Source organism: uncultured Methanobrevibacter sp. (assembly GCF_937881195.1).
In the GTDB taxonomy this organism is placed as follows: domain Archaea; phylum Methanobacteriota; class Methanobacteria; order Methanobacteriales; family Methanobacteriaceae; genus Methanobinarius.
Genome location: NZ_CALGFC010000073.1, coordinates 1 through 19,376, shown reverse-complemented (window position 1 = coordinate 19,376; position 19,376 = coordinate 1). Strand labels below are relative to the sequence as shown.

Here is a 19,376-nt window from a genome sequence, read left to right as displayed (position 1 = left end):
AAAATAGAAAAATTAGAAAAGTTTATATACTTGATTTTTTAAATAGTTGGTATGCTATGGTTCCGTGGTCTAGGGGTATGATATCTCGCTTACAACGAGAGGATCGTGAGTTCGAATCTCGCCGGAACCACTATTTTATTTTCTATTTTTAATATAAATAACTTATAATTAAATAACTAAATATTACACTATTTTTAATAAATTTATTTTTACACTATTATGCTCATTTTTTCATTAATATAAAAATTGTATTTTAATTTATTTTTCAACTACTGATTATTTTCAATATTGTAAAAATTATATAAAAAATTGATATAATAACTGATTTATATATTATGATTATTAGGATAATTGATTTAATTCGATGTTTAGAATTATAATTTACAAAATAATAGAAATAAAAAGAATATTATAATGAATTTTTACAATAATTAAATTAAAAGAATTAGCTATTTGAATTATTTTTCATTAAAAATACAATTTTTATATTAATGAAAAAAATAGATTATAATACTATTATCATTAATATCAAAATTATCAATGAAACAAAGAAAACAGTGGTTCCTTTTACAAGAACAGCAGTCCCATCCCTATTTAAAGCTAATACAAGGCCATATGATAGAATTAATGAGGATAATATTTTAACTAATCCGCTTACCCCTTTTGAAGCACCAGTTCCTAAAACAAGTAATAAAGATATTAAATAAGATACTAGCACAACTAAAATTATTAAAACAAATGTATTATTCAAGATAGGCATGATTTTTTCACTTAAAGGAGGACCTTGTTTTTTAGGTTTCTTTTTAGTTAAATTAGAACCTGTAATTGGTGCTCTTGAATGTGAAGAATTAGTATTGGACCCATTTTTTCCAAGACCAGAGCTACTTTTTCCAGAAATATAAGTAGAATGATCCCTATAAGGACCCCTATATTCATTTTGAGAATCTTCAATAGAATTTGAAGAATAAAAATCATTATTATAATTATTCTCAGAATCTTGATTAGAGTTGTATTCAGAACTATTATTATAATTAGTATAATCCTTATTAATTCCAGGAGAGTTTTGATTTGTATGTTTTAAAGAATTAACTGAATTTAAATCAGATTTAATTTGATTTTGAGGATTTTCAATCCCACTTGCTTTTTTAGAAAATTTTTTAGCAAGTATCATCAAATTATCTCTATCTATAAGTTTAATATTTTTCCTAGAAGCGTAATTACGAGATTGTGAAGAAAAATTAGAGCTAGATACAACTACTATCTTAGATGCTTTTAAATTCCTTCCAACCATCTCCATTTCTTTTAGGATATCAATTCCAACTTCCCATTGTTTATCATAATTTTTACAAGCTACAACAACACTAAAATCTCCCATAACACTTGGAAGAACGCCGTAAATATCAATGACTTTTTGAGAAGTTTTAAAATCTTTGTAAACTTTAAAGCCAGACTCTTCCATCACTTTAGAAATGAAATTCACAAGCTGTAGCTTTTCCACTATTTCACCCAATATTTTATTCTGAATAATTATAAAGTATTTAATATTATGCTAAAACAATATTATATTATTATGTTATTATATTATTATGTTTCTTATTAATATATTTAATTTAAATATTTAATAAAATAATAACTAAAAGAAAAAAATAAGTCAATTAAAAGCTATTCTATTAGAAATATATATTTAAATTTCTAAAAAATATGAAAAGTTTGTTTAATTAATATTGAAATAAATTAAGAATATATTTCGAATAAAAAACTGAATTAATAGACTTAAAAAAATCTAAATAAAATACTCTAAAGAACTAAAAAAAGAAAATGAGTTATATCTAAAAAAATACCCATTTAATAAAATGATATTTAAAAGAAATAATTATCTAATATTTTACCTATTTTAGATTTAAATCTTTCAATAGCCTATCTCTTTCATCTTTAAGACTTTTTAGGATTTTTTGGTCAGTACATCCCTTTTTTTCCAAATATGCAATTGTAGTTGTAATAGCTGACAAATTAGTTTCTAATTGATTAATAGGCATTTCAATCTTCCTTTTCATTAAATTATCGATAAATATTAACCGAATGTTTATCCATATACTATGAATCTATTATAAAAAATATAGTCTTAATTGATAAAGATACATTTTAATTGATATTATTAATATTAATTAAATTATATTAATATATTAATTAATATTATAATAAATAATTCACAATTAATTTATAATAAATATATTAGTTAAAATTATAATAAATAATTCACAATTAATTTATAATAAATATTAATTTATTAATCATTATATTTAATATTTTCATTTTATGAAACAAAAAAGAAAAATTAGAAAATGAAATGCTAAAAAATAAAAGTATAAAAATATAATAAGAATATAAAGATATAATAAGAAGTATAATAAGAAGTATAATAAAAAGTATAATATAAAAATATTAATAGATATAAACTTATTTATAGGTATAAATATAAATTATAATATTAGTTTTATTAAGATTATTTCTATTTTAAAAGATGATAATATGGATAATAATAACAATAACTTTCAAGTAAACAAGCAATTTGCAGATTTCAAAGGAAAAAATGTCCTAATAGGTTTGAAAAACTGGGAAGAGTTTGAAGGGAAAATAATAGCAATTGACAACTTTTTAAACACTGTTTTGGAAATGGATGATGGATTAAAAGTAGTCAAAGGCGGGAAAATAGCATTTATTTCTATGAAAGACTCATAAAATAAGATTAAAAATCAATATTAATACCAAGAATATTATCTTTTTTATTATAGACATCTTTAGCTATTTCTGCACTTCCAAAAGCTCCTGATGTGCTTGGGAGAATAGCTATTTCAAACTTATTTTTTAAATATTTATTTAACTCATTTTTAAAATTAAAAGGATTCTCAATTGAGCCAATTGAACCTGTCAAAACTATTCCATCAATTTTATTATTAGATATGCCAATTAAACCCATAATTTCCATAGCTACAGTGAAAATCATAGTATCAATAGCTAATTTTGCATTAGTATTGCCTTTTTTATAAGCATTTAAAAGAACATCTTTCATAAAAGCTACTTTAGTATTCACATTAGCTATTTTAACAGCTCCTGCAGTTGAAAATGCTTCATTGGCAGTTTTTTTATTTTCATCAATATTTCTAATCATTTCTAAATCTATTGGACCATGAACAATGCCCATTGCACCCACACAAGCATCCATCGCTCCACGTATTTTACCGTTTTCAATTAATATATTTACACTATTTGAACTAATGTCAGCTACAATCATATTATCCCATTTAGTAGCCAAATATGCATTATAACAAATACTAACTTTTTCAGAACTAGCTTGATGTGAATAAGCTGCTTTAAAAAGAGGATCGAGAGAATCAGAATCTTTATGAAGTCCAGGTATTACAATAGTTGGAATTTTAGACTCTTCAATTTCACTATAAACAGATGTTCCCCCACCAGTGATTTTCCCTGCACCTTCAATAGAGAGAATTCCTCTGTTTTTGACCTTATCAATTGGCATTATAGAATTTATTCCATCTCCCATACCATAGGTTATAGCCATTAACTTAATATTCTTAATATTAACTCTTTTAGACAACTCTTGAATAGCTGAAACTTTACCTGCTTTAGTAGCTTCTCTATCAATTTTAAAACTTTCAATTGGCTTTCCATCATCAGACATTATTCCAAATGAAATACCTGTAGTTCCGTGATCCATTCCTACAAATACCAAAAAACTCACCTTTAATCCAATAATTTAATTTAGAAATTTTTTTCTTATATTATAATAAATATAAATCATTTTAGCATATTTTCTAAAATTTAATTTTATAATTTATTTTCTAAAATTCATTTTTATATTATTATATCAGTTTTAATTTACAAATTTGATTGTTTAGATTAAATTATATATTTTAAATAAAAGCATTTATATTTTATAATAATGTTCCGTCAATATATTCTTGTTGTATTCTTTCTGTTAAACCAATAACATTACCTATTACAGTATCAATATCAATATCTTGTTCTAATGATAATTTATACAATTCTATATTGTTTTTTATTATTAATTGTTCATGAATTTTAGTTAAAATTTCTATTTCTTCATTCATAATATTATTCTCCAAATTTTTTATTATGTTTCATATATTTAGAAACTATTATTTAATTTTATTTTCTAATATTATTTTTATTTTATTAATTTTCTTAAACAAAAATAAATAAAAAATTCAAGGAAGATAATTAAAATAAAATTATTATGAAAAATAAGAATCTAAAAAAGAATATAATTTAAAAGAAGTTGAATTTAGTATGAAAAGTTATTATTAAAATCTAAAATAATTTAAAATAGTAAAATATTTTAAAATATTTAAATAATTTAAAATATTGGATAGTCTAAATAAATTATTAAATCTGAATAAATTAATTTTAATTAAATACTCATATTAAAAATATGAAATAATAAACTATCCTTCTACCATTATAAGTTTTCCCGATGATGGGTCTTTGTATACTTTTCCCATTTCTACGTATCCTTGTCCTGAGCTTTCGGTTGAGTTGGGTGTGTCGTTGAGTTCTTTTCCTTGGTTTACTTGTGATACTTTTTGCATTTCTTTCATTGTGTTTTGTTTTTCTTCTGCTGTCATGTCGCTGAAAACTACGCTTTGCATGTTCCATGACATTACTAGGAATACTAGTAAACCTACAGATATTACTAGCATGGCATCTACTAGGTTGGTTGTTCCGGCCATAGGGTCTTCTTCAACTTTTGAAGAACTTCTGTTTTTCCTATCTTTTCTCGCCATGAGTTTACATCTCCTCTTTTTTTTGTATAATATAATTTTTTACAATCTTTTTTTTTGGCTTTTTTTATGTTTTGTTTTTTTTCCCTTTTTAGTTGTTCATGTATTCTAGGATGGCGTCTGATAGTGCGTCTAGGTTGGATAGGTAGTCGTCGTACCATCTTCTTCTGATTTTGGATACTAGGTATCCGACTGCTCCTGCTCCTATTCCTACTACGGTTGTGTCGAATGCTACTATTATTGCTTGTGATAGTGCGTTTACATCTCCGCTTCCTAGTGCGGCTAGTCCTGGTCCCATTGGTATTAATGTTCCCATTAGTCCGAGTGTGGGGCCGATTCTTGTGACTATGTCTGTTTTTTCCACTATTTTGTCTATGTGGTTTTCTTCACTTTCAATGTATTTGTTTGCTAATGCTTGTCTTGATTTTTCTTTTAAGCTTTCAGATGAAGCCAACTCTATTAAAATATTTTTTTGACTTTTAGGAATTATTGATTCGCTTACAACTTTTTTAACTTCTTCAGGGTTTTCTGAAGCAGAAATATCATATATTAGGTCTTTTATAGTGTTAGCAGGTATTTTTTTCCTACTGGTATATTCTGAAATCAAACCTCCAAGAGTTATAACTGCATATACTACAAAAATCAACAATATAACTATTACCGGTATTAATAAACTTTGAGAAATAACATTCAAACCAGAAGTTAAAATATCACTCCCCGGAATACTCACAACCATCTTAAAATCACCTTACAAAATTATAAAATATAAAAATTTTTAATTATTTAAAAAACTATTTCTTTTAGCAATAAAAATTCCAGATGCTATCAATAGAATACAAAAGATAAGTATCCAAATTATTGAACCTGTATTAACAATAACAATTTTATCCATTGATTTTCCCATAACACTTGATATGTTAGGAATTACAAGTGCTGAAACTAAGAAATAAAGTCCTAAAAAGAACATGAAATTTCCAAGGATTAATGGATAAGGTTTTTTAACTACTTTTATAAATAAATCTGAAGCAAAATAAGAAATTATAATCACTATTGAAAGAGATAACGCTACATATTGACTTAAATTAAACGCGCCTAATCCAACAGTTGGAGCCACCAATAAAATACTAACAACAATTGAAAGGAAACAGCAAGGACAAGGAGCTAAAACAGCGATAGCTGCTGCTTTAGAAGTATTTTTTTCATGGATTTTCCATTCCCTAATAGTTAGTAATCCTGCTATAATCATGATAGCTGCCATGATTAAAAAAAAAGCAGTGTTATAACTATAAATAATATCAGTTATTTGGCTTGAATAGAATGAAGCAATTTTAGTAATAATAAGGACTCCAATACCATAACCAACAGCAATTCCTAAAATTGTTTTCTTTGAAAAATTAGCTAATCCAGAAGCTAAACCAACTTTAACACCAAAAACTAATACAGCGGATAAAATGCCTAATTGCCATAAAATACTAATTATATCCATTTTTTCCCCATGATCACTTAATTGAACAAACAAAAAATATTTAGTTAGAAATTGAAAAATTCAGGTTAATTTATTATAAAATATAATATTGCTTATAGATTAAAACAGAATTTTATAATAAAAATCAGTAATTTAATAGTTAAATTTTATTATTAATAAGCATTTCTATTAAAAAAGTATTACTATAGTTAAGAAAAACAAAAGAAAAGTAATACAATTTAAAACTAATGAGGATTATGCAAATCTACATAATGAATTTAAAAGAATATAAATTAAATAAATAAATAAATAAACTATTTAAAGTAATTTATTTTTAATCAATAGATTAATAATTTCTTAAATATAAATATATTAAAATTAAGAAGAAAACTGAGGGTATTAAGTAACTATTGTTATGATAATAAAGTTTTCAGTTATATCGATAGTTATATTAAATAAGTAAAAAATGAATATTAATACTAGCTATTTAAATAAATAAATAAAGAGTAATAACAAATATTTATATAGTATTAAGAAAATAGTAATAAATATCTAATTACAATTTTTTGTATTAGATATCCAAATATATAAACAAATAAACATCGTGAGAAAGATTTCTTCAATTATAACTCCTCTGAAAAAACATGTTTTATTAGAAGAACTGGAATTCATGTTTTTAAATGTTAAATAAAGAATATATTGTAAAAATTTCTATAATTTTGTTCAAATGATAATAGATGAATAAAAAAATAAAAATATTATTTAACAATCTCTAAAATAAGCCATGGATTGAAGATTTCTTTCTTAAATTATTATTTTTATTACTATTTTATTATTTCAAAATTAAAATGTTATTTCTATTATGCTATTTAAAGGTATATACTATTCTAAAAATTATACACTATTTTAACTATATAGACTTTTAAAACTCAAATAATTAGATATATTGAAAAATAGATTTTTAGAAAAATAATAAATGATTTAATGAAGTATTTAAATGAATTTAAAATTATTTAAATTTAATAAAACAAATATAAACTAATCGAAAAAAATATAAAAATAAAATTGTTAAAACTAATCATAGAATATAATTTGTTAAAAAATAAATTAAAAAATAATCTAATATATGAAAATATTAAAATAAATTATAAAAATATTAAAAAAATAAGAAAATTTAAAATGAAATAAAATAATTATTTCTTTTCAGTTTTATCGAAGTTTACAACAACAACTTTTTCTTCTTTTTCTTTAGCTTTTTTTTCTAAGCCACATGCCTTTCTAAGTTTAGATCCAACTTTTTCAATTTTCTCTTCACTTTCAAGTTCTCTCATTCTGTTTAACATTGGCATTTTAGCAGTAGATTCAAGAGCCCATTCTTTAGTGAATTTACCTTTTTGAATTTCTTCGAGGATTTTTTTCATTTCGTTTTTAGCATCATCATTAATAATCCTATCTCTTCGGCTTAATCCACCAAATTCAGCAGTATTACTAACATCATGCCACATTCCAGCAAACCCTTTTTCATAAATAAGGTCTACAATAAGTTTTAATTCATGACATGTTTCAAAATAAGCAATTTCTGGTTGATAACCTGCTTCGACAAGAGTTGTGAAACCTGCATTTATAAGTTCTGTAACTCCTCCACATAGAATAGCTTGTTCACCAAATAAATCAGTTTCAGTCTCTTCTCTAAAACTAGTTTCAAGGATTCCCGCTTTAGATAATCCACAAGCTTTACCCATAGCTAAAGCAACATCAAGTGCATTTCCAGTAGCATCTTGTTCAACAGCTACAAGACCAGGAATTCCAAAACCTTCTAAATAAGTCCTTCTAACCATGGATCCAGGACCTTTTGGAGCTATCATAGTTATATTTACATCTTCAGGAACTTTTATGTATTTGAAGTGAATATTATAACCATGAGAGAAAGAAATTGTATTACCAGGTTTTACATAAGGAGCAATTGATTTTTCATAAACATCAGCTTGTATTTCATCAGGCAATAATATGTGAATTATATCTGCTTCTTTAGCAGCATCTTCAATAGTTTTAACATTCATCCCATCGTCTTTAGCTTTTTTCCAGGAAGCTCCTCCTTCACGTAAACCAACAATAACTTTTAATCCACTATCGGACATATTTTGTGATTGGCCCATTCCTTGGCTACCATAACCTATAACAGCTACAGTCTTATTAGCTAAAGCTTTAACATCGACATCTTTATCATAATACATTTTCATTTGAAATTCTCCTAATAACAATAAATCAGACAATAATAATCAAATTGAATTAAAAATAATATTAATCAATTTATAATATTTTATTATATTATACTATTGTGTAGAAATTTATCACATCATAATTATAATTTTTTTATCATATATAATTAACCATGTTATAATTTAACTATATAAATGATGAGTTATTAAAATAATAATATGAAATTATAATAATATGAAATTATAATAATATGAAATTATAATATGTAGATTATAATATATAGAATTATAATTTTAATTAATTGTAAAATTTTTTATTTTTATAAATTTAAAAATGAATCGCTATTTGATTTTAAAAATTTTCGTTTTTTTTTATATAGTAGTTCTATTTATAAATCTATTGTATCATAATTTTTGATTAATATATTTCTGATTATTAAATATTTCATATTATTATCTTTATATTTTTATCAATTTTAATATTATTTTAATATTATTATATAAGATTATTATATAAGATTATAATTGATTATATAATTGTTTTTATCTTTTTTTAGATATATGAATGTTCTAATCTTACGAATATTTGATTTATTCTATTAATATTATAAAATTTATAATTAGTTAATTCTAATTAAAATATTTATAACTTATGTTAATTATTAAAGAGCATTATTGTTTTTTAATTAATATATTAATGTATTAATGAGTATTTTATCTTTAAAATAAATTTTATTAGTTAGTAATAGTTAATAAAATTAAAATAATAAAAAATGATTTGATAAATAATATAATTAAATATTATACCGATTTAAAAATTAGAAAATTGAAATGATTTTTTTTGAATAAATAAGGAAATTAAAGTGAAATTAATGAATAATGAAAGCGAAAAAGCTAATGAAAATAATAATGATAATATATCCATAGTAACAGGAGATCCAAAAAGGGCTATAAGAAAATTATCATGGCCCATAATGGTTTCGATGCTTGTTACATTTGCATATAATTTAGCAGATACTATATGGGTAGCTGGACTCGGAACAGACTCTTTAGCAGCTTTAGGATTTTTCATGCCAATATTTTTAATAATAATTGGCCTTGGAAATGGTATTGGAGCAGGAGCTAATTCTTTAATCGCTAGATCTATTGGTGCTAAAAATAAAAAAAAAGCCGATAATACTGCTATTCATGGCCTTATAATAACTTTAGTCATATCTATTATTGCACCTATAATACTAATATTCTTTTTAAATGATATTCTTATTTTAATGGGTGCAGCATCAGTAGCTAGTCTAACAGCAGAATATGCGAGGATAATATTAGCAGGGCTAATTGTTTTATTATTCTCATCAGTTGGAGCTAGTATTCTTCGATCCGAAGGAGATGTAAATAGGGCAATGAATGTTATGATTATAACTGCTGTTTTAAATATAGTAATTGACCCAATTTTCATATACATTCTTAATCTAGGATTAGCTGGTGCAGCTTATGCAACATTACTTTCATCATTTATATCTTCATTCATAATATTCTATTGGCTAATAATAAAAAAAGATACTTATTTAACTCTATCAAAAGAAAGATTTAGTTTCGACTTTGGAATTATTAAAGAAATAATTTCAATAGCTATTCCAGCAACATCAGAAATAATAATATTCTCAATTGTTTCACTTGTTATAAATTTTATGCTATCATATATTACTGGGCCATTAGGAGTTGCAGTTTATACAGCAGGTTGGAGAATAGTAAATTTAGCTATGATTCCACATATGGGACTAGGTACTGCAACTTTAACAGTTATTGGGGCCGCATATGGTGCAAGGAAGTTTAAAAAATTAATAACAACATATAATTATTCAGTGAAGTTAGGATTATCTATTTCAATAGTTACTAGTATTATAATATTTGTATTTGCTCCACAAATAGCAATGATATTCAGTTATTCAGAAACAAATTTAATACCTTCTATTGTAGAGTTTTTGAGAATATTATGTGTATTCTGTATAGCCCTTCCATTAGGAATAATTTCATCTTCTACATTCCAAGGGCTTGGAAAAGCATTTATTTCATTAACTCTTACTATTCAAAGAGCATTAGTATTTGAAATTATTTTTATGTATTTATTTGCATTTGTATGGAACATGGGAGTCATAGGTATTTGGTGGGGTCTTTCTTTAGGAGGATTAGTAGGTTATTTAGTTAGTTATATATATACTAAAATTTACCTTAGAGAGATTAAAAAAGTTTATATAGATTAGCTATCCTCCTTATTTTATATAGATTAAATATCCTCCTTAGCTTATATAGATTAAATATCCTCCTTAGATTATATAGATTAAATATCCTCCTTAGATTATATAGATTAAATATACTCTTTAATAAATATAAAAATGCTAAAATAACTTTCAAAACTATTTAAAAAAGTAATATAAAATATACTAAAAAATAAAATAAAAAAAAGTATAAACACTAAATAATTCAAGAAAGAAAGAGTTTTATTAAATATAATAAAATTTTATTTTATTATAAAATTTTTTAAAATAAAAATCACTAGAAATAAAAACTAAAAAGTTAAAAATTAAAAAGTTAAAAATTTTAAAGAGTAAAAATTTAAAATAAATAAAAAACAATCATTCCACAAACAGTTTATAAAAATCAGATATTTAATAAAATCATTTTATTTAATAAAAATGATTAATCAAACCATTTAGATAAATAATCCAAATTTGAAGTGAAATCCATAGAAAGTGGTGTTAATGTGGGAACTTTAAGGGTTTTAAGAGCATAACCATCAGTACCTTCAACATCGCCATTAAATGGAGTTCCATCAATCCAATAATAAGGTTTTCCACGAGGATCAAAACGCATTTCGATATGAGGATTATACATTCTATCTCCTAAAGAAGTTATAGCTATTTTTTCACTACTTGGATTTGAAGGAATATTTAAGTTTAGTAAATCAACACCTTCAGGTAATCCTTTATCTATGACATTTTTAGCTACCTTATTTAAAATTTTTTTTGCAAAAGAGTAGTCAATATCAACATGACCATCCTCAAATTTAATATCTCCCCTAGATACCTGAAGAGAAACAGCAATAGTTGGAATGCCATAAGAAGCAGCTTCCATAGCTGCACCCATAGTTCCAGAAGTTGTAAGTTCGCCTTTTCCAATATTTTCCCCAGTGTTAATTCCAGAAATGGCTAAAGTAGGAGGTTCTTCCATTAATTCGAAGATCCCTAAAGTGACAGCATCAGTTGGAGTTCCAGAAACAGAAAATCCCCGACTACCATCTTTTAATTGTACTCCACTTATTCTTAAAGGTTCGAAGAGAGTTAAAGCTCTTCCAATTCCACTTTGTTGAGAAGAAGGGGCCACAACAGTAACATGCCCTAATTCATCAACTGCTTCTTTAGCAGCTAAAATCCCAGAGGAGTTAATTCCATCATCATTACTAATTAAAATTTTCATGGTAGTATGTTGTAGTTTATTATTAAAGTAATTTTAGTATTTTTATTTAGTATTTTTATTTATTATTTTTAATTTATTATTTTTAATTTAGTATTTTTTCTTTAGTATTTTTTATTTGATAATTTTAATATAAAATACCCAAATGGGGGGGAAAATTACTATATTAATATACTAAATAAAACTGAAAATCTGGTAAAATAAGAGTAAAATTTTTAAAGTAATATATTCTATTTAATAAAGAATTAAAAAAAATAAAATAGGTAAAGTAAAAATAAAAACTAAAATATAAAAACTAAAATATAAAAAATAAAAAATAGATAAAATTAATAAAAAATAAAAAGATTGGAAATAATTATAGAATGCTTTCACGAGCAATAGCTGTTGGGCCAGTTCTAACAATTTTTTTAATCCCAAAATTGGTCAATAGAGAAATTAAAGCATTTATTTTATTTGGGTCACCAGTAATCTCAATCGTTATGGTTGAAGGACCAATATCAATAATTTTTCCTCTAAAAATATTAGCATGCTGAATAATTTCAGATCTTGTTTGTTCATTAGTAGTTTTAACTTTTATAAGTGCTAATTCTCTTTTTACAGAATTGTCGGGATCTAAATCAACAACTTTAACAACATCAATCAATTTATTTAGTTGTTTTGTAATTTGCTCTAGGACTTTTTCATCACCTTTAGAAATTATAACCATAGCTGCCAAACCCTCAGTTTCAGATTGGCCAACAGTTATACTTTCAATATTAAAACCCCTTCTTGTAAAAAGACTTGATACTTTTTGAAGGACCCCAGGTTTATTTTCTACTAATGTACTGATTACATGGCTTTTTAGTTCATTTGTTTGTTTTTTAGAATCCATCTAATCACCACCCCTTTTGTTAGCTATAGTATCGTTTGTATCACTATTGCCCCCATTAATACCAGTGATATCATTTTCAATTTTATATTCACCAAGTATATCAGTAATTCCACATCCTGGTGGAACCATAGGCAATTCTTCATTTTTATCGATTACAATATCTAATAATATAGCTTCTCCATCTTTTTTCGCTGCCCTTATAGCTTTCTCTGTTTCGCCAACTTCAGTAATTCTTTCTGCATTTACACCAAATGACTCAGAAAGCTTTAAAAAGTCAGGAGTTTGACCAAGATCCGTGTGTGAAAGTCTCTTTTCATAAAAAAGATTTTGCCATTGATAAACCATTCCAAGTTTTCTATTGTTGAATAAACAGATAATAAGAGGAATATCATATTCTTTAACAGTAGCTAAATCTTGACATACCATTAAAAATCCTCCATCACCAGTAACAGCTAAAACATCATTTTCGGGCATAGCCACTTTAGCTCCAATAGCAGAAGGGAATCCAAATCCCATTGTTCCAAGCCCTCCAGAACTTATGAATTTTCTTGGTTTTATAGTATCAAAAAAGTGAGCTGCCCACATTTGATGCTGACCAACATCTGTTGTGATAATTGAATCTTCATCTAATGCATGACTTATCTCCTTTATAATTTGCTGGGGCTTAAGAGGAGTTTCATTATAAGTTAACCGAGGAATACAGCTCTTTTTAAATAATAATGTATCATTATACCATTCAATTGAATTTTGATTAATTTTTTTAATATCTAAAGTCTTTATATCAGTTATTAGCTTGATTAAGATATTTTTAGCATCTCCAACAATAGGAACATCAACTTCAACATTTTTTCCAATTTCTGCAGGATCAATATCAATATGAATGACTTTTGAGTTTCTTGCAAATTCTTCTATACTTCCAGTAGTTCTATCTGAAAATCTACAACCAATAGCTATTATACAATCACTTTCATCGAGAGATAAATTAGCAACTTTTCTACCATGCATTCCTAACATTCCGAGATATGCATCATTATCTTCAGGAAAAGATCCTTTTCCAAGAAGTGTTGTGGTTACAGGAGCTTGTATAAGTTCTGAAAATTCTTTTAATTCTTTTGAAGCTCCAGAGATTATTACTCCTCCACCAGCTAATATTATTGGTTTAGAAGAGTTAGCTATTATTTTTGAAGCTTTTTTAATTTGCCTTGGATTTCCTTTAATAGTAGGACTATATCCTGGAGTATCCAGAGTCAATTCAGAAAAATTATCAATATTAGAGAAATAATCACTTAAATCCTGTTCTTGAACATTTTTTGGAACATCAATGACAATAGGGCCAGGACGTCCAGTTTTAGCTAGTTCAAAACTTGAATTGATCATAGCAGGTATTTCATCAGGATTTTTAGGCTGAAATGCGTGTTTTGTTATAGGCATAGCTATACCTAGCATATCAACTTCTTGAAACGCATCATTTCCAATTAAATGAGTCGGAACTTGGCCAGTAATCGCTACAAAAGGAGATGAATCCATATATGCAGTCGCGATTCCAGTTACAAGATTAGTAGCTCCAGGTCCAGAAGTAGCTATACAAACTCCAACTTTTCCACTAGCTCTTGCAAATCCATCTGCAGCATGAGATGCTGATTGTTCGTGTCTCACCAACACATGATTTAAATCAGAATTATAAATCATGTCATATAAAGGAAGTACTTGACCTCCTGGATATCCGAAGACTGTGTCTGCACCTTGTTCAATAAGAGCTTTGATTATAGCTTCTCCACCTTTCATTTCAACACCTAAATTTCTAAATTTTTAACTTTTATATCTGCTTTTAAATTTTTTATATCAATTCAATTTATTTAATCACATTTTTGATTTCTTTATCATTGATAAATTTTCTTTCTACTACCTATTACTATATTATTTTCATATTCTATTATAATTCTATTAGAATATCTTATTTTCATATTCTATTTTATCGCATATTTATCCTTATTGAATCAAAGGAATTATTTAAAATAGTTAAACAAGTTAATAAGTGATAAATTAAAATATTGATTATTAAATTATTCAAAATAGACCTAAAAATTTTAAAAATGTAATCAAAAGATCCATTAAAACTTTTAAAAATATCTAAAAAATGTTAATTATATAAATGATATATATAAAATTTTTAATTATGTTTATAAATAACATATAAAATACATAAAGAACTATTTAAAAAGATTTAATAAAATATTACAATAAAATTACTAATAAACTGTATAATAAAATTGTATAATAAAATATTCTATATATTCATATTTATAATTATTTATCATTACATTATATATTAATATATTTTTATATATGATTTTAGAATATAAATAAGTTAATTTAAATGAAATTAATAAATTAAAAAAATAAAATTAGTAGATTAAAACTATAAGATTAGTAGACTAAAACTTAAGATTAGTAGACTAAAACTATGTTTAAATATATGATAAAATTTATAATATTAGTATAATTTATTTTATAAAAAATATTATAATTTATTATAATGTGCAAAAAAATAAATATAACCTTATTATAACAAATTAAATCTTATATTATCCAACATATTATCATAAAATATAAAATATACTACATATTATAAATAAAAATTACTTATAAATAGTTAATAAATAAAATTAATTATAAAAAATTACTAAATAAAATAGTTAATAAATAAAATTAATTATTAAATATTACTAATAAATCTAATAATTTAATAAATCTAATAATTTAATAAATCTAATAATTTAATAAATCTAATAATTTAAAACAAGGAATATATAATATAAATAATTTTGGAGAGTTTTGTAATGAAAATTTTAGTTGTTGGTACTGGAGCTAGAGAAAACGCTATTTGTGAATCGTTGAAAGATGATTGTGAATTATATTCTTATATGTCTAATAAAAATCCTGGGATAGCTAAAATAGCTGAATTTAAACAGGGCAATGAAGGAGATATTGAAGCTGTATCTAAATATGCAATGGAAAATAATATTGAAATTGCAGTTATAGGGCCAGAAGCTCCTCTTGGAAAAGGCATTGTAAATGAATTAGAGAAAAATGGGATTAAATGTGTTGGACCTAACATTGAAGCAGCTAAAATTGAAACAGACAAATCATTTATGAGAAACTTATTTGAAAATTATAATATTGAAGGATCCCTTATTTATAAAGTATTTGATAATTACGAAGATATAGAAAAATTCCTTGATGATTTTGATAGAGATGCGGTAATAAAACCAGTTGGTTTAACTGGAGGAAAAGGAGTAAAAATTGTTGGTGAGCATCTTAAAGATAATCAAGAAGCAAAAGAATATGCAAAAGAGGTTATGGATACTAAAATGGGAGGTTTTCCTCAAGTAATTATTGAAGAAAAACTTGTTGGAGAAGAATTTACAATTCAAGCATTTTCAGATGGGAAGAACCTTGCACCAATGCCAGCAGCACAGGACCACCCATATGCTTTTGAAGGTGGAAAAGGGCCAATAACTGGAGGAATGGGATCATATTCTAATAAAGATGGATTACTTCCGTTTTTATCAGAAGAAGACTATGGAAAAGCAGTCGAAATAATGGAAAAAACAATAAAGGCAATAGCTAAAGAAGCTAGTCCTTATAAAGGAATTCTTTATGGTCAGTTTATGCTTACCTCTGATGGACCACGTTTAATTGAATATAATGCAAGATTTGGTGATCCTGAAGCTATGAATGTCCTACCTTTAATGAAAACTCCAATGATAGAAGTTTGCAAATCTATAGTTGATGGAAATCTTGGAAATGTTGAATTTGAACCTTATTCCTCAGTTTGTAAATACATAGTTCCTGATGGTTATCCAGAAACTAAATATGCAAATGAAGAAATAATCGTAGACGAAGCAAAAATTGAATCAATTGGAGCAAAAGTTTATTATGCTGCAGTTAATCAAAAAGAGGATGGGAAAGTTTATACTTCCTCTTCAAGGGCAATTGGAGTTGTTGGAATTGCTGATTCAATTGAAGAAAGTGAAAAAATTGCTGAAGAAGCATGTGAATATGTAAAAGGAAATTTATACCATAGAAAGGATATTGGAAAAGAATCATTGATTCAACAGAGAATAGAACATATGAAGGAAATTCGTGGATAAAAATCGATTTTTTAGAAATTTTGATTGGTAATAAAAGTTTTTGAATGTCTAAATTAAAATTATAATTATTATAATATTATTAATTTAAAACTAATTATTATAATAATTTTATACTATTACATTAAATATTAAAAGAAACATATAAGATAATTTAAAAAATCAATTAAAATTTATAATAAAATAATAAAAAGAAATAATAAAATAATAAAAAGACAATTAATAGATTGTCAATAACACCATTAGGTGGATAAAATGAGAAGTCTCTTATCAATTTGTGACATAAAAGATGAAATTCCTGAAATATTAGAATTGGCTACAAAATTTAAAGAGGGAAAAATTACTGAACAGCCTCTTGAAAACAAAACATTAGCTATGATATTCCAAAAATCTTCTACTAGAACAAGAGTTTCTTTTGAAGTTGGAATGAATGAGCTAGGCGGTAATGCTATCTTCCTATCTAATAATGACATACAGATGGGTAGAGGAGAGCCAATTTCAGATACTGCAAAAGTTTTAAGTAGATATGTAGATGGGATTATGATAAGAGCTGTTGAACATGAAGATGTTCTAGAATTTTCAAAAGAATCAGATGTTCCAATAATAAGTGGACTTACAAATCTTGAACACCCATGCCAAGCTCTCGCAGATATTTTAACTGTTAAAGAATATTTTGGAGATTTTAACGGTAAATTTACATATGTGGGGGATGGAAACAATGTTTGTAATTCTTTACTTCTAATATGTGCATGTATTGGTATGAATATAGCGGTAGCTTGCCCAGAAGGCTATGAACCAAACGAAGATATTATTAAAAAAGCAAATGAAATAGCTAAAAGAAATAATTCTTATATTGTAATTACAAGTGATGTTGAAGTTGCTGTAAAAAATTCTAATGTAATATACACTGATGTTTGGGTCAGTATGGGCGATGAAAAAGAACAGGGAAAAAGAAAAAAAGCTCTGAAAAAATACCAAGTTAATCAAAAACTCATGGAATTAGCAAATGAAGATGCAATATTTATGCATTGTTTACCTGCTATCAGAGGAGAAGAAGTAAGTGGTGAAGTCATTGATGGGCCACAATCTGCAGTAATCAACCAAGCAGAAAACAGACTACATGCTCAAAAAGCTGTTCTTTACTATTTTTTAAAATAAAATTAATAAAAAATGAATTAATAAAAATAGAATAAATAAAAATAATATTTATTTTTAAAATTATTTATAAATAAAGTTAGTTTTCTACTATTTTTTAATTTTCTCATTTTTAGAAATCTTCTAATTAAAATAATAGTATTATATTAAGTAACTAATTTTTTAAATAACATATCCCATTATTTTTTTATATATTAACAAAAATAAATCAATTGACATTATATTAAAATAATATATAAAAAAATAAAAAAATAAAACCCTTAAAAAAGTAAAAAATTGATTTAAGAGTTTTTAACAAATTGTTTAATATTTTTTTAACTTGTTGCTTTTCTTTTTATTGGTCTGTAGACTTTTAGTTTTAGTTTAAAGGTATTTCCAGATTTTAAACTAACTTTGAATTTTAGCTTATTGTTTCCATATCTGTATTTAATGTTTTTGTTGTAAACTTTCCATAATTTATATTTAAAGTTTTTATAAATTACTTTTCCACTTACAATCTGTGAGCCAGAAGCACCTATGTTTTTAAAAGTCAACCATTTCATATAAACAATGTTTTTATGTCTAACAACCCTACTGTTAGTTCTTTTAATAAGCTTAATATTTGGCTTAACAGAACCATTAGAAGGATTATCACCAGTTGCTACACTAAAGATTGTACTATTAGTAAAACCAATATGACTAGCATTACCTGTCCAACTAACAACAACATTCAATCTTCCAGAAATTGTTGGAGTATAATTTAAGCTCCATGCACCAACACTATCGGTTGTTACCGTATAATTTCGACCATTAACAGTTACTGTTAATTGAACATTAGCTATTGGCCTACCATTAACATCAGTAGCAACACCACGTATAATAGAACTTTGGAATGCCTTACCGCTAGGGACAATAATAGTAGAATTAGTAGAAGCATTAACAACACTAAAAATTGTACTATTAGTAAAACCAGTATGAGTACCATTACCAGCCCAAGACACCACAACATTCAAATTACCAGAACTTGTCGGAGTATAATTCAAACTCCAACCACCAGAACTATTAGTTGTAACAATCTGAGTTGAACCACCAATAACAACAGTTAAACTAACACCAACTAAAGCATTACCATTAGCATCAACCGCAACACCACTAATAGTAGCCTGCTGACCTACACGACCACCAGGAACAACAATAGTAGAATTAGTAGAAGCATTAACAACACTAAAAATTGTACTATTAGTAAAA

Annotated in this window: 17 protein-coding genes and 1 tRNA gene; 5 read left to right on the top strand and 13 right to left on the bottom strand. The window is 25.3% G+C overall.

The genetic code is table 11. From position 1 onward, the window contains the following. Positions 1 to 58: 58 nt before the first annotated feature. A tRNA-Val gene (locus Q0087_RS09770) sits at positions 59 to 130 on the top strand. Between the two features lie 375 nt (positions 131 to 505). Here the strand turns inward: Q0087_RS09770 and Q0087_RS09765 are convergent. Further along, entirely contained in the window at positions 506 to 1,498 is a 993-nt protein-coding gene (locus tag Q0087_RS09765; protein WP_297899948.1) for a restriction endonuclease, read from the bottom strand. Positions 1,499 to 1,889: 391 nt separating this feature from the next. Then, positions 1,890 to 2,054: a hypothetical protein gene (locus tag Q0087_RS09760; protein ID WP_297900000.1), complete on the bottom strand. Its 165-nt coding sequence runs from the start codon at positions 2,052 to 2,054 to the stop codon at positions 1,890 to 1,892. A gap of 475 nt (positions 2,055 to 2,529) precedes the next feature. Here Q0087_RS09760 and Q0087_RS09755 point away from each other — a divergent pair, with 475 nt between their 5' ends. Continuing rightward, on the top strand, positions 2,530 to 2,739 hold the full coding sequence (locus tag Q0087_RS09755; RefSeq protein ID WP_297899946.1) for an LSM domain-containing protein: 210 nt from the start codon (positions 2,530 to 2,532) through the stop codon (positions 2,737 to 2,739). Between the two features lie 7 nt (positions 2,740 to 2,746). On the opposite strand, the gene Q0087_RS09750 is transcribed toward Q0087_RS09755, so the two are convergent. The 7 genes from Q0087_RS09750 to ilvC all read right to left on the bottom strand — a co-directional run bounded on the left by Q0087_RS09750 (position 2,747) and on the right by ilvC (position 8,525). After that, positions 2,747 to 3,751, bottom strand: a complete 1,005-nt coding sequence (locus tag Q0087_RS09750; RefSeq protein WP_297899944.1) for a methanogenesis marker 12 protein — start codon at positions 3,749 to 3,751, stop codon at positions 2,747 to 2,749. Between the two features lie 202 nt (positions 3,752 to 3,953). Beyond that, the gene (locus Q0087_RS09745) at positions 3,954 to 4,130 is read right to left on the bottom strand and encodes a hypothetical protein (protein WP_297899942.1); all 177 of its coding nucleotides are present in this window, start codon (positions 4,128 to 4,130) and stop codon (positions 3,954 to 3,956) included. A 354-nt stretch (positions 4,131 to 4,484) separates the two neighbouring features. Further along, positions 4,485 to 4,823, bottom strand: coding sequence for a DUF2149 domain-containing protein (locus tag Q0087_RS09740; RefSeq protein WP_297899772.1), 339 nt, complete (start codon positions 4,821 to 4,823; stop codon positions 4,485 to 4,487). Next, entirely contained in the window at positions 4,748 to 4,981 is a 234-nt protein-coding gene (locus Q0087_RS09735; RefSeq protein WP_297899774.1) for a hypothetical protein, read from the bottom strand. The genes Q0087_RS09740 and Q0087_RS09735 overlap by 76 nt, the downstream gene beginning before the upstream one ends. Continuing rightward, the gene (locus Q0087_RS09730) at positions 4,912 to 5,556 is read right to left on the bottom strand and encodes a MotA/TolQ/ExbB proton channel family protein (RefSeq protein ID WP_297899940.1); all 645 of its coding nucleotides are present in this window, start codon (positions 5,554 to 5,556) and stop codon (positions 4,912 to 4,914) included. Before Q0087_RS09730 ends, Q0087_RS09735 begins: the two co-directional genes overlap by 70 nt. Before the next feature lie 39 nt (positions 5,557 to 5,595). Next, entirely contained in the window at positions 5,596 to 6,306 is a 711-nt protein-coding gene (locus tag Q0087_RS09725; protein WP_297899938.1) for a DUF2162 domain-containing protein, read from the bottom strand. A 1,172-nt stretch (positions 6,307 to 7,478) separates the two neighbouring features. Beyond that, complete coding sequence (ilvC, locus tag Q0087_RS09720; protein WP_297899936.1) at positions 7,479 to 8,525, bottom strand: ketol-acid reductoisomerase; 1,047 nt, start codon at positions 8,523 to 8,525, stop codon at positions 7,479 to 7,481. An 851-nt stretch (positions 8,526 to 9,376) separates the two neighbouring features. Here ilvC and Q0087_RS09715 point away from each other — a divergent pair. After that, positions 9,377 to 10,762, top strand: a complete 1,386-nt coding sequence (locus Q0087_RS09715) for an MATE family efflux transporter (RefSeq protein WP_297899934.1) — start codon at positions 9,377 to 9,379, stop codon at positions 10,760 to 10,762. 436 nt (positions 10,763 to 11,198) lie between these two features. On the opposite strand, the gene surE is transcribed toward Q0087_RS09715, so the two are convergent. The 3 genes from surE to Q0087_RS09700 form a co-directional block, all read right to left on the bottom strand. Continuing rightward, positions 11,199 to 11,975, bottom strand: coding sequence for a 5'/3'-nucleotidase SurE (gene surE / locus Q0087_RS09710; protein ID WP_297899932.1), 777 nt, complete (start codon positions 11,973 to 11,975; stop codon positions 11,199 to 11,201). 352 nt (positions 11,976 to 12,327) lie between these two features. Next, complete coding sequence (ilvN, locus tag Q0087_RS09705) at positions 12,328 to 12,843, bottom strand: acetolactate synthase small subunit (protein ID WP_297899930.1); 516 nt, start codon at positions 12,841 to 12,843, stop codon at positions 12,328 to 12,330. Then, positions 12,844 to 14,628 (bottom strand): acetolactate synthase large subunit, encoded by a 1,785-nt coding sequence (locus Q0087_RS09700; RefSeq protein ID WP_297899928.1) that lies wholly within the window; start codon positions 14,626 to 14,628, stop codon positions 12,844 to 12,846. Positions 14,629 to 15,683: 1,055 nt separating this feature from the next. Between Q0087_RS09700 and purD the strand changes: the two genes are divergently transcribed. After that, the gene (purD, locus tag Q0087_RS09695) at positions 15,684 to 16,997 is read left to right on the top strand and encodes a phosphoribosylamine--glycine ligase (protein ID WP_297899926.1); all 1,314 of its coding nucleotides are present in this window, start codon (positions 15,684 to 15,686) and stop codon (positions 16,995 to 16,997) included. A gap of 252 nt (positions 16,998 to 17,249) precedes the next feature. Next, entirely contained in the window at positions 17,250 to 18,152 is a 903-nt protein-coding gene (gene argF, locus Q0087_RS09690) for an ornithine carbamoyltransferase (RefSeq protein WP_297899924.1), read from the top strand. A 311-nt stretch (positions 18,153 to 18,463) separates the two neighbouring features. Here argF and Q0087_RS09685 read toward each other — a convergent pair. After that, positions 18,464 to 19,376, bottom strand: a 913-nt coding sequence (locus tag Q0087_RS09685; protein ID WP_297899922.1) for a carboxypeptidase-like regulatory domain-containing protein, incomplete at its 5' end; no start/stop codon positions are given.

Excerpts from the sequence above, each read along its gene's own strand:
- purD (WP_297899926.1), top strand. The coding sequence starts at position 15,684 with ATGAAAATTTTAGTTGTTGGTACTGGAGCTAGAGAAAACGCTATTTGT.
- Q0087_RS09760 (WP_297900000.1), bottom strand. The coding sequence starts at position 2,054 with ATGAAAAGGAAGATTGAAATGCCTATTAATCAATTAGAAACTAATTTG.
- surE (WP_297899932.1), bottom strand. The coding sequence starts at position 11,975 with ATGAAAATTTTAATTAGTAATGATGATGGAATTAACTCCTCTGGGATT.
- Q0087_RS09745 (WP_297899942.1), bottom strand. The coding sequence starts at position 4,130 with ATGAATGAAGAAATAGAAATTTTAACTAAAATTCATGAACAATTAATA.
- argF (WP_297899924.1), top strand. The coding sequence starts at position 17,250 with ATGAGAAGTCTCTTATCAATTTGTGACATAAAAGATGAAATTCCTGAA.
- Q0087_RS09735 (WP_297899774.1), bottom strand. The coding sequence starts at position 4,981 with ATGGTACGACGACTACCTATCCAACCTAGACGCACTATCAGACGCCAT.
- Q0087_RS09730 (WP_297899940.1), bottom strand. The coding sequence starts at position 5,556 with ATGGTTGTGAGTATTCCGGGGAGTGATATTTTAACTTCTGGTTTGAAT.
- Q0087_RS09755 (WP_297899946.1), top strand. The coding sequence starts at position 2,530 with ATGGATAATAATAACAATAACTTTCAAGTAAACAAGCAATTTGCAGAT.
- ilvN (WP_297899930.1), bottom strand. The coding sequence starts at position 12,843 with ATGGATTCTAAAAAACAAACAAATGAACTAAAAAGCCATGTAATCAGT.
- Q0087_RS09740 (WP_297899772.1), bottom strand. The coding sequence starts at position 4,823 with ATGGCGAGAAAAGATAGGAAAAACAGAAGTTCTTCAAAAGTTGAAGAA.
- Q0087_RS09700 (WP_297899928.1), bottom strand. The coding sequence starts at position 14,628 with ATGAAAGGTGGAGAAGCTATAATCAAAGCTCTTATTGAACAAGGTGCA.
- ilvC (WP_297899936.1), bottom strand. The coding sequence starts at position 8,525 with ATGAAAATGTATTATGATAAAGATGTCGATGTTAAAGCTTTAGCTAAT.
- Q0087_RS09715 (WP_297899934.1), top strand. The coding sequence starts at position 9,377 with ATGAATAATGAAAGCGAAAAAGCTAATGAAAATAATAATGATAATATA.
- Q0087_RS09725 (WP_297899938.1), bottom strand. The coding sequence starts at position 6,306 with ATGGATATAATTAGTATTTTATGGCAATTAGGCATTTTATCCGCTGTA.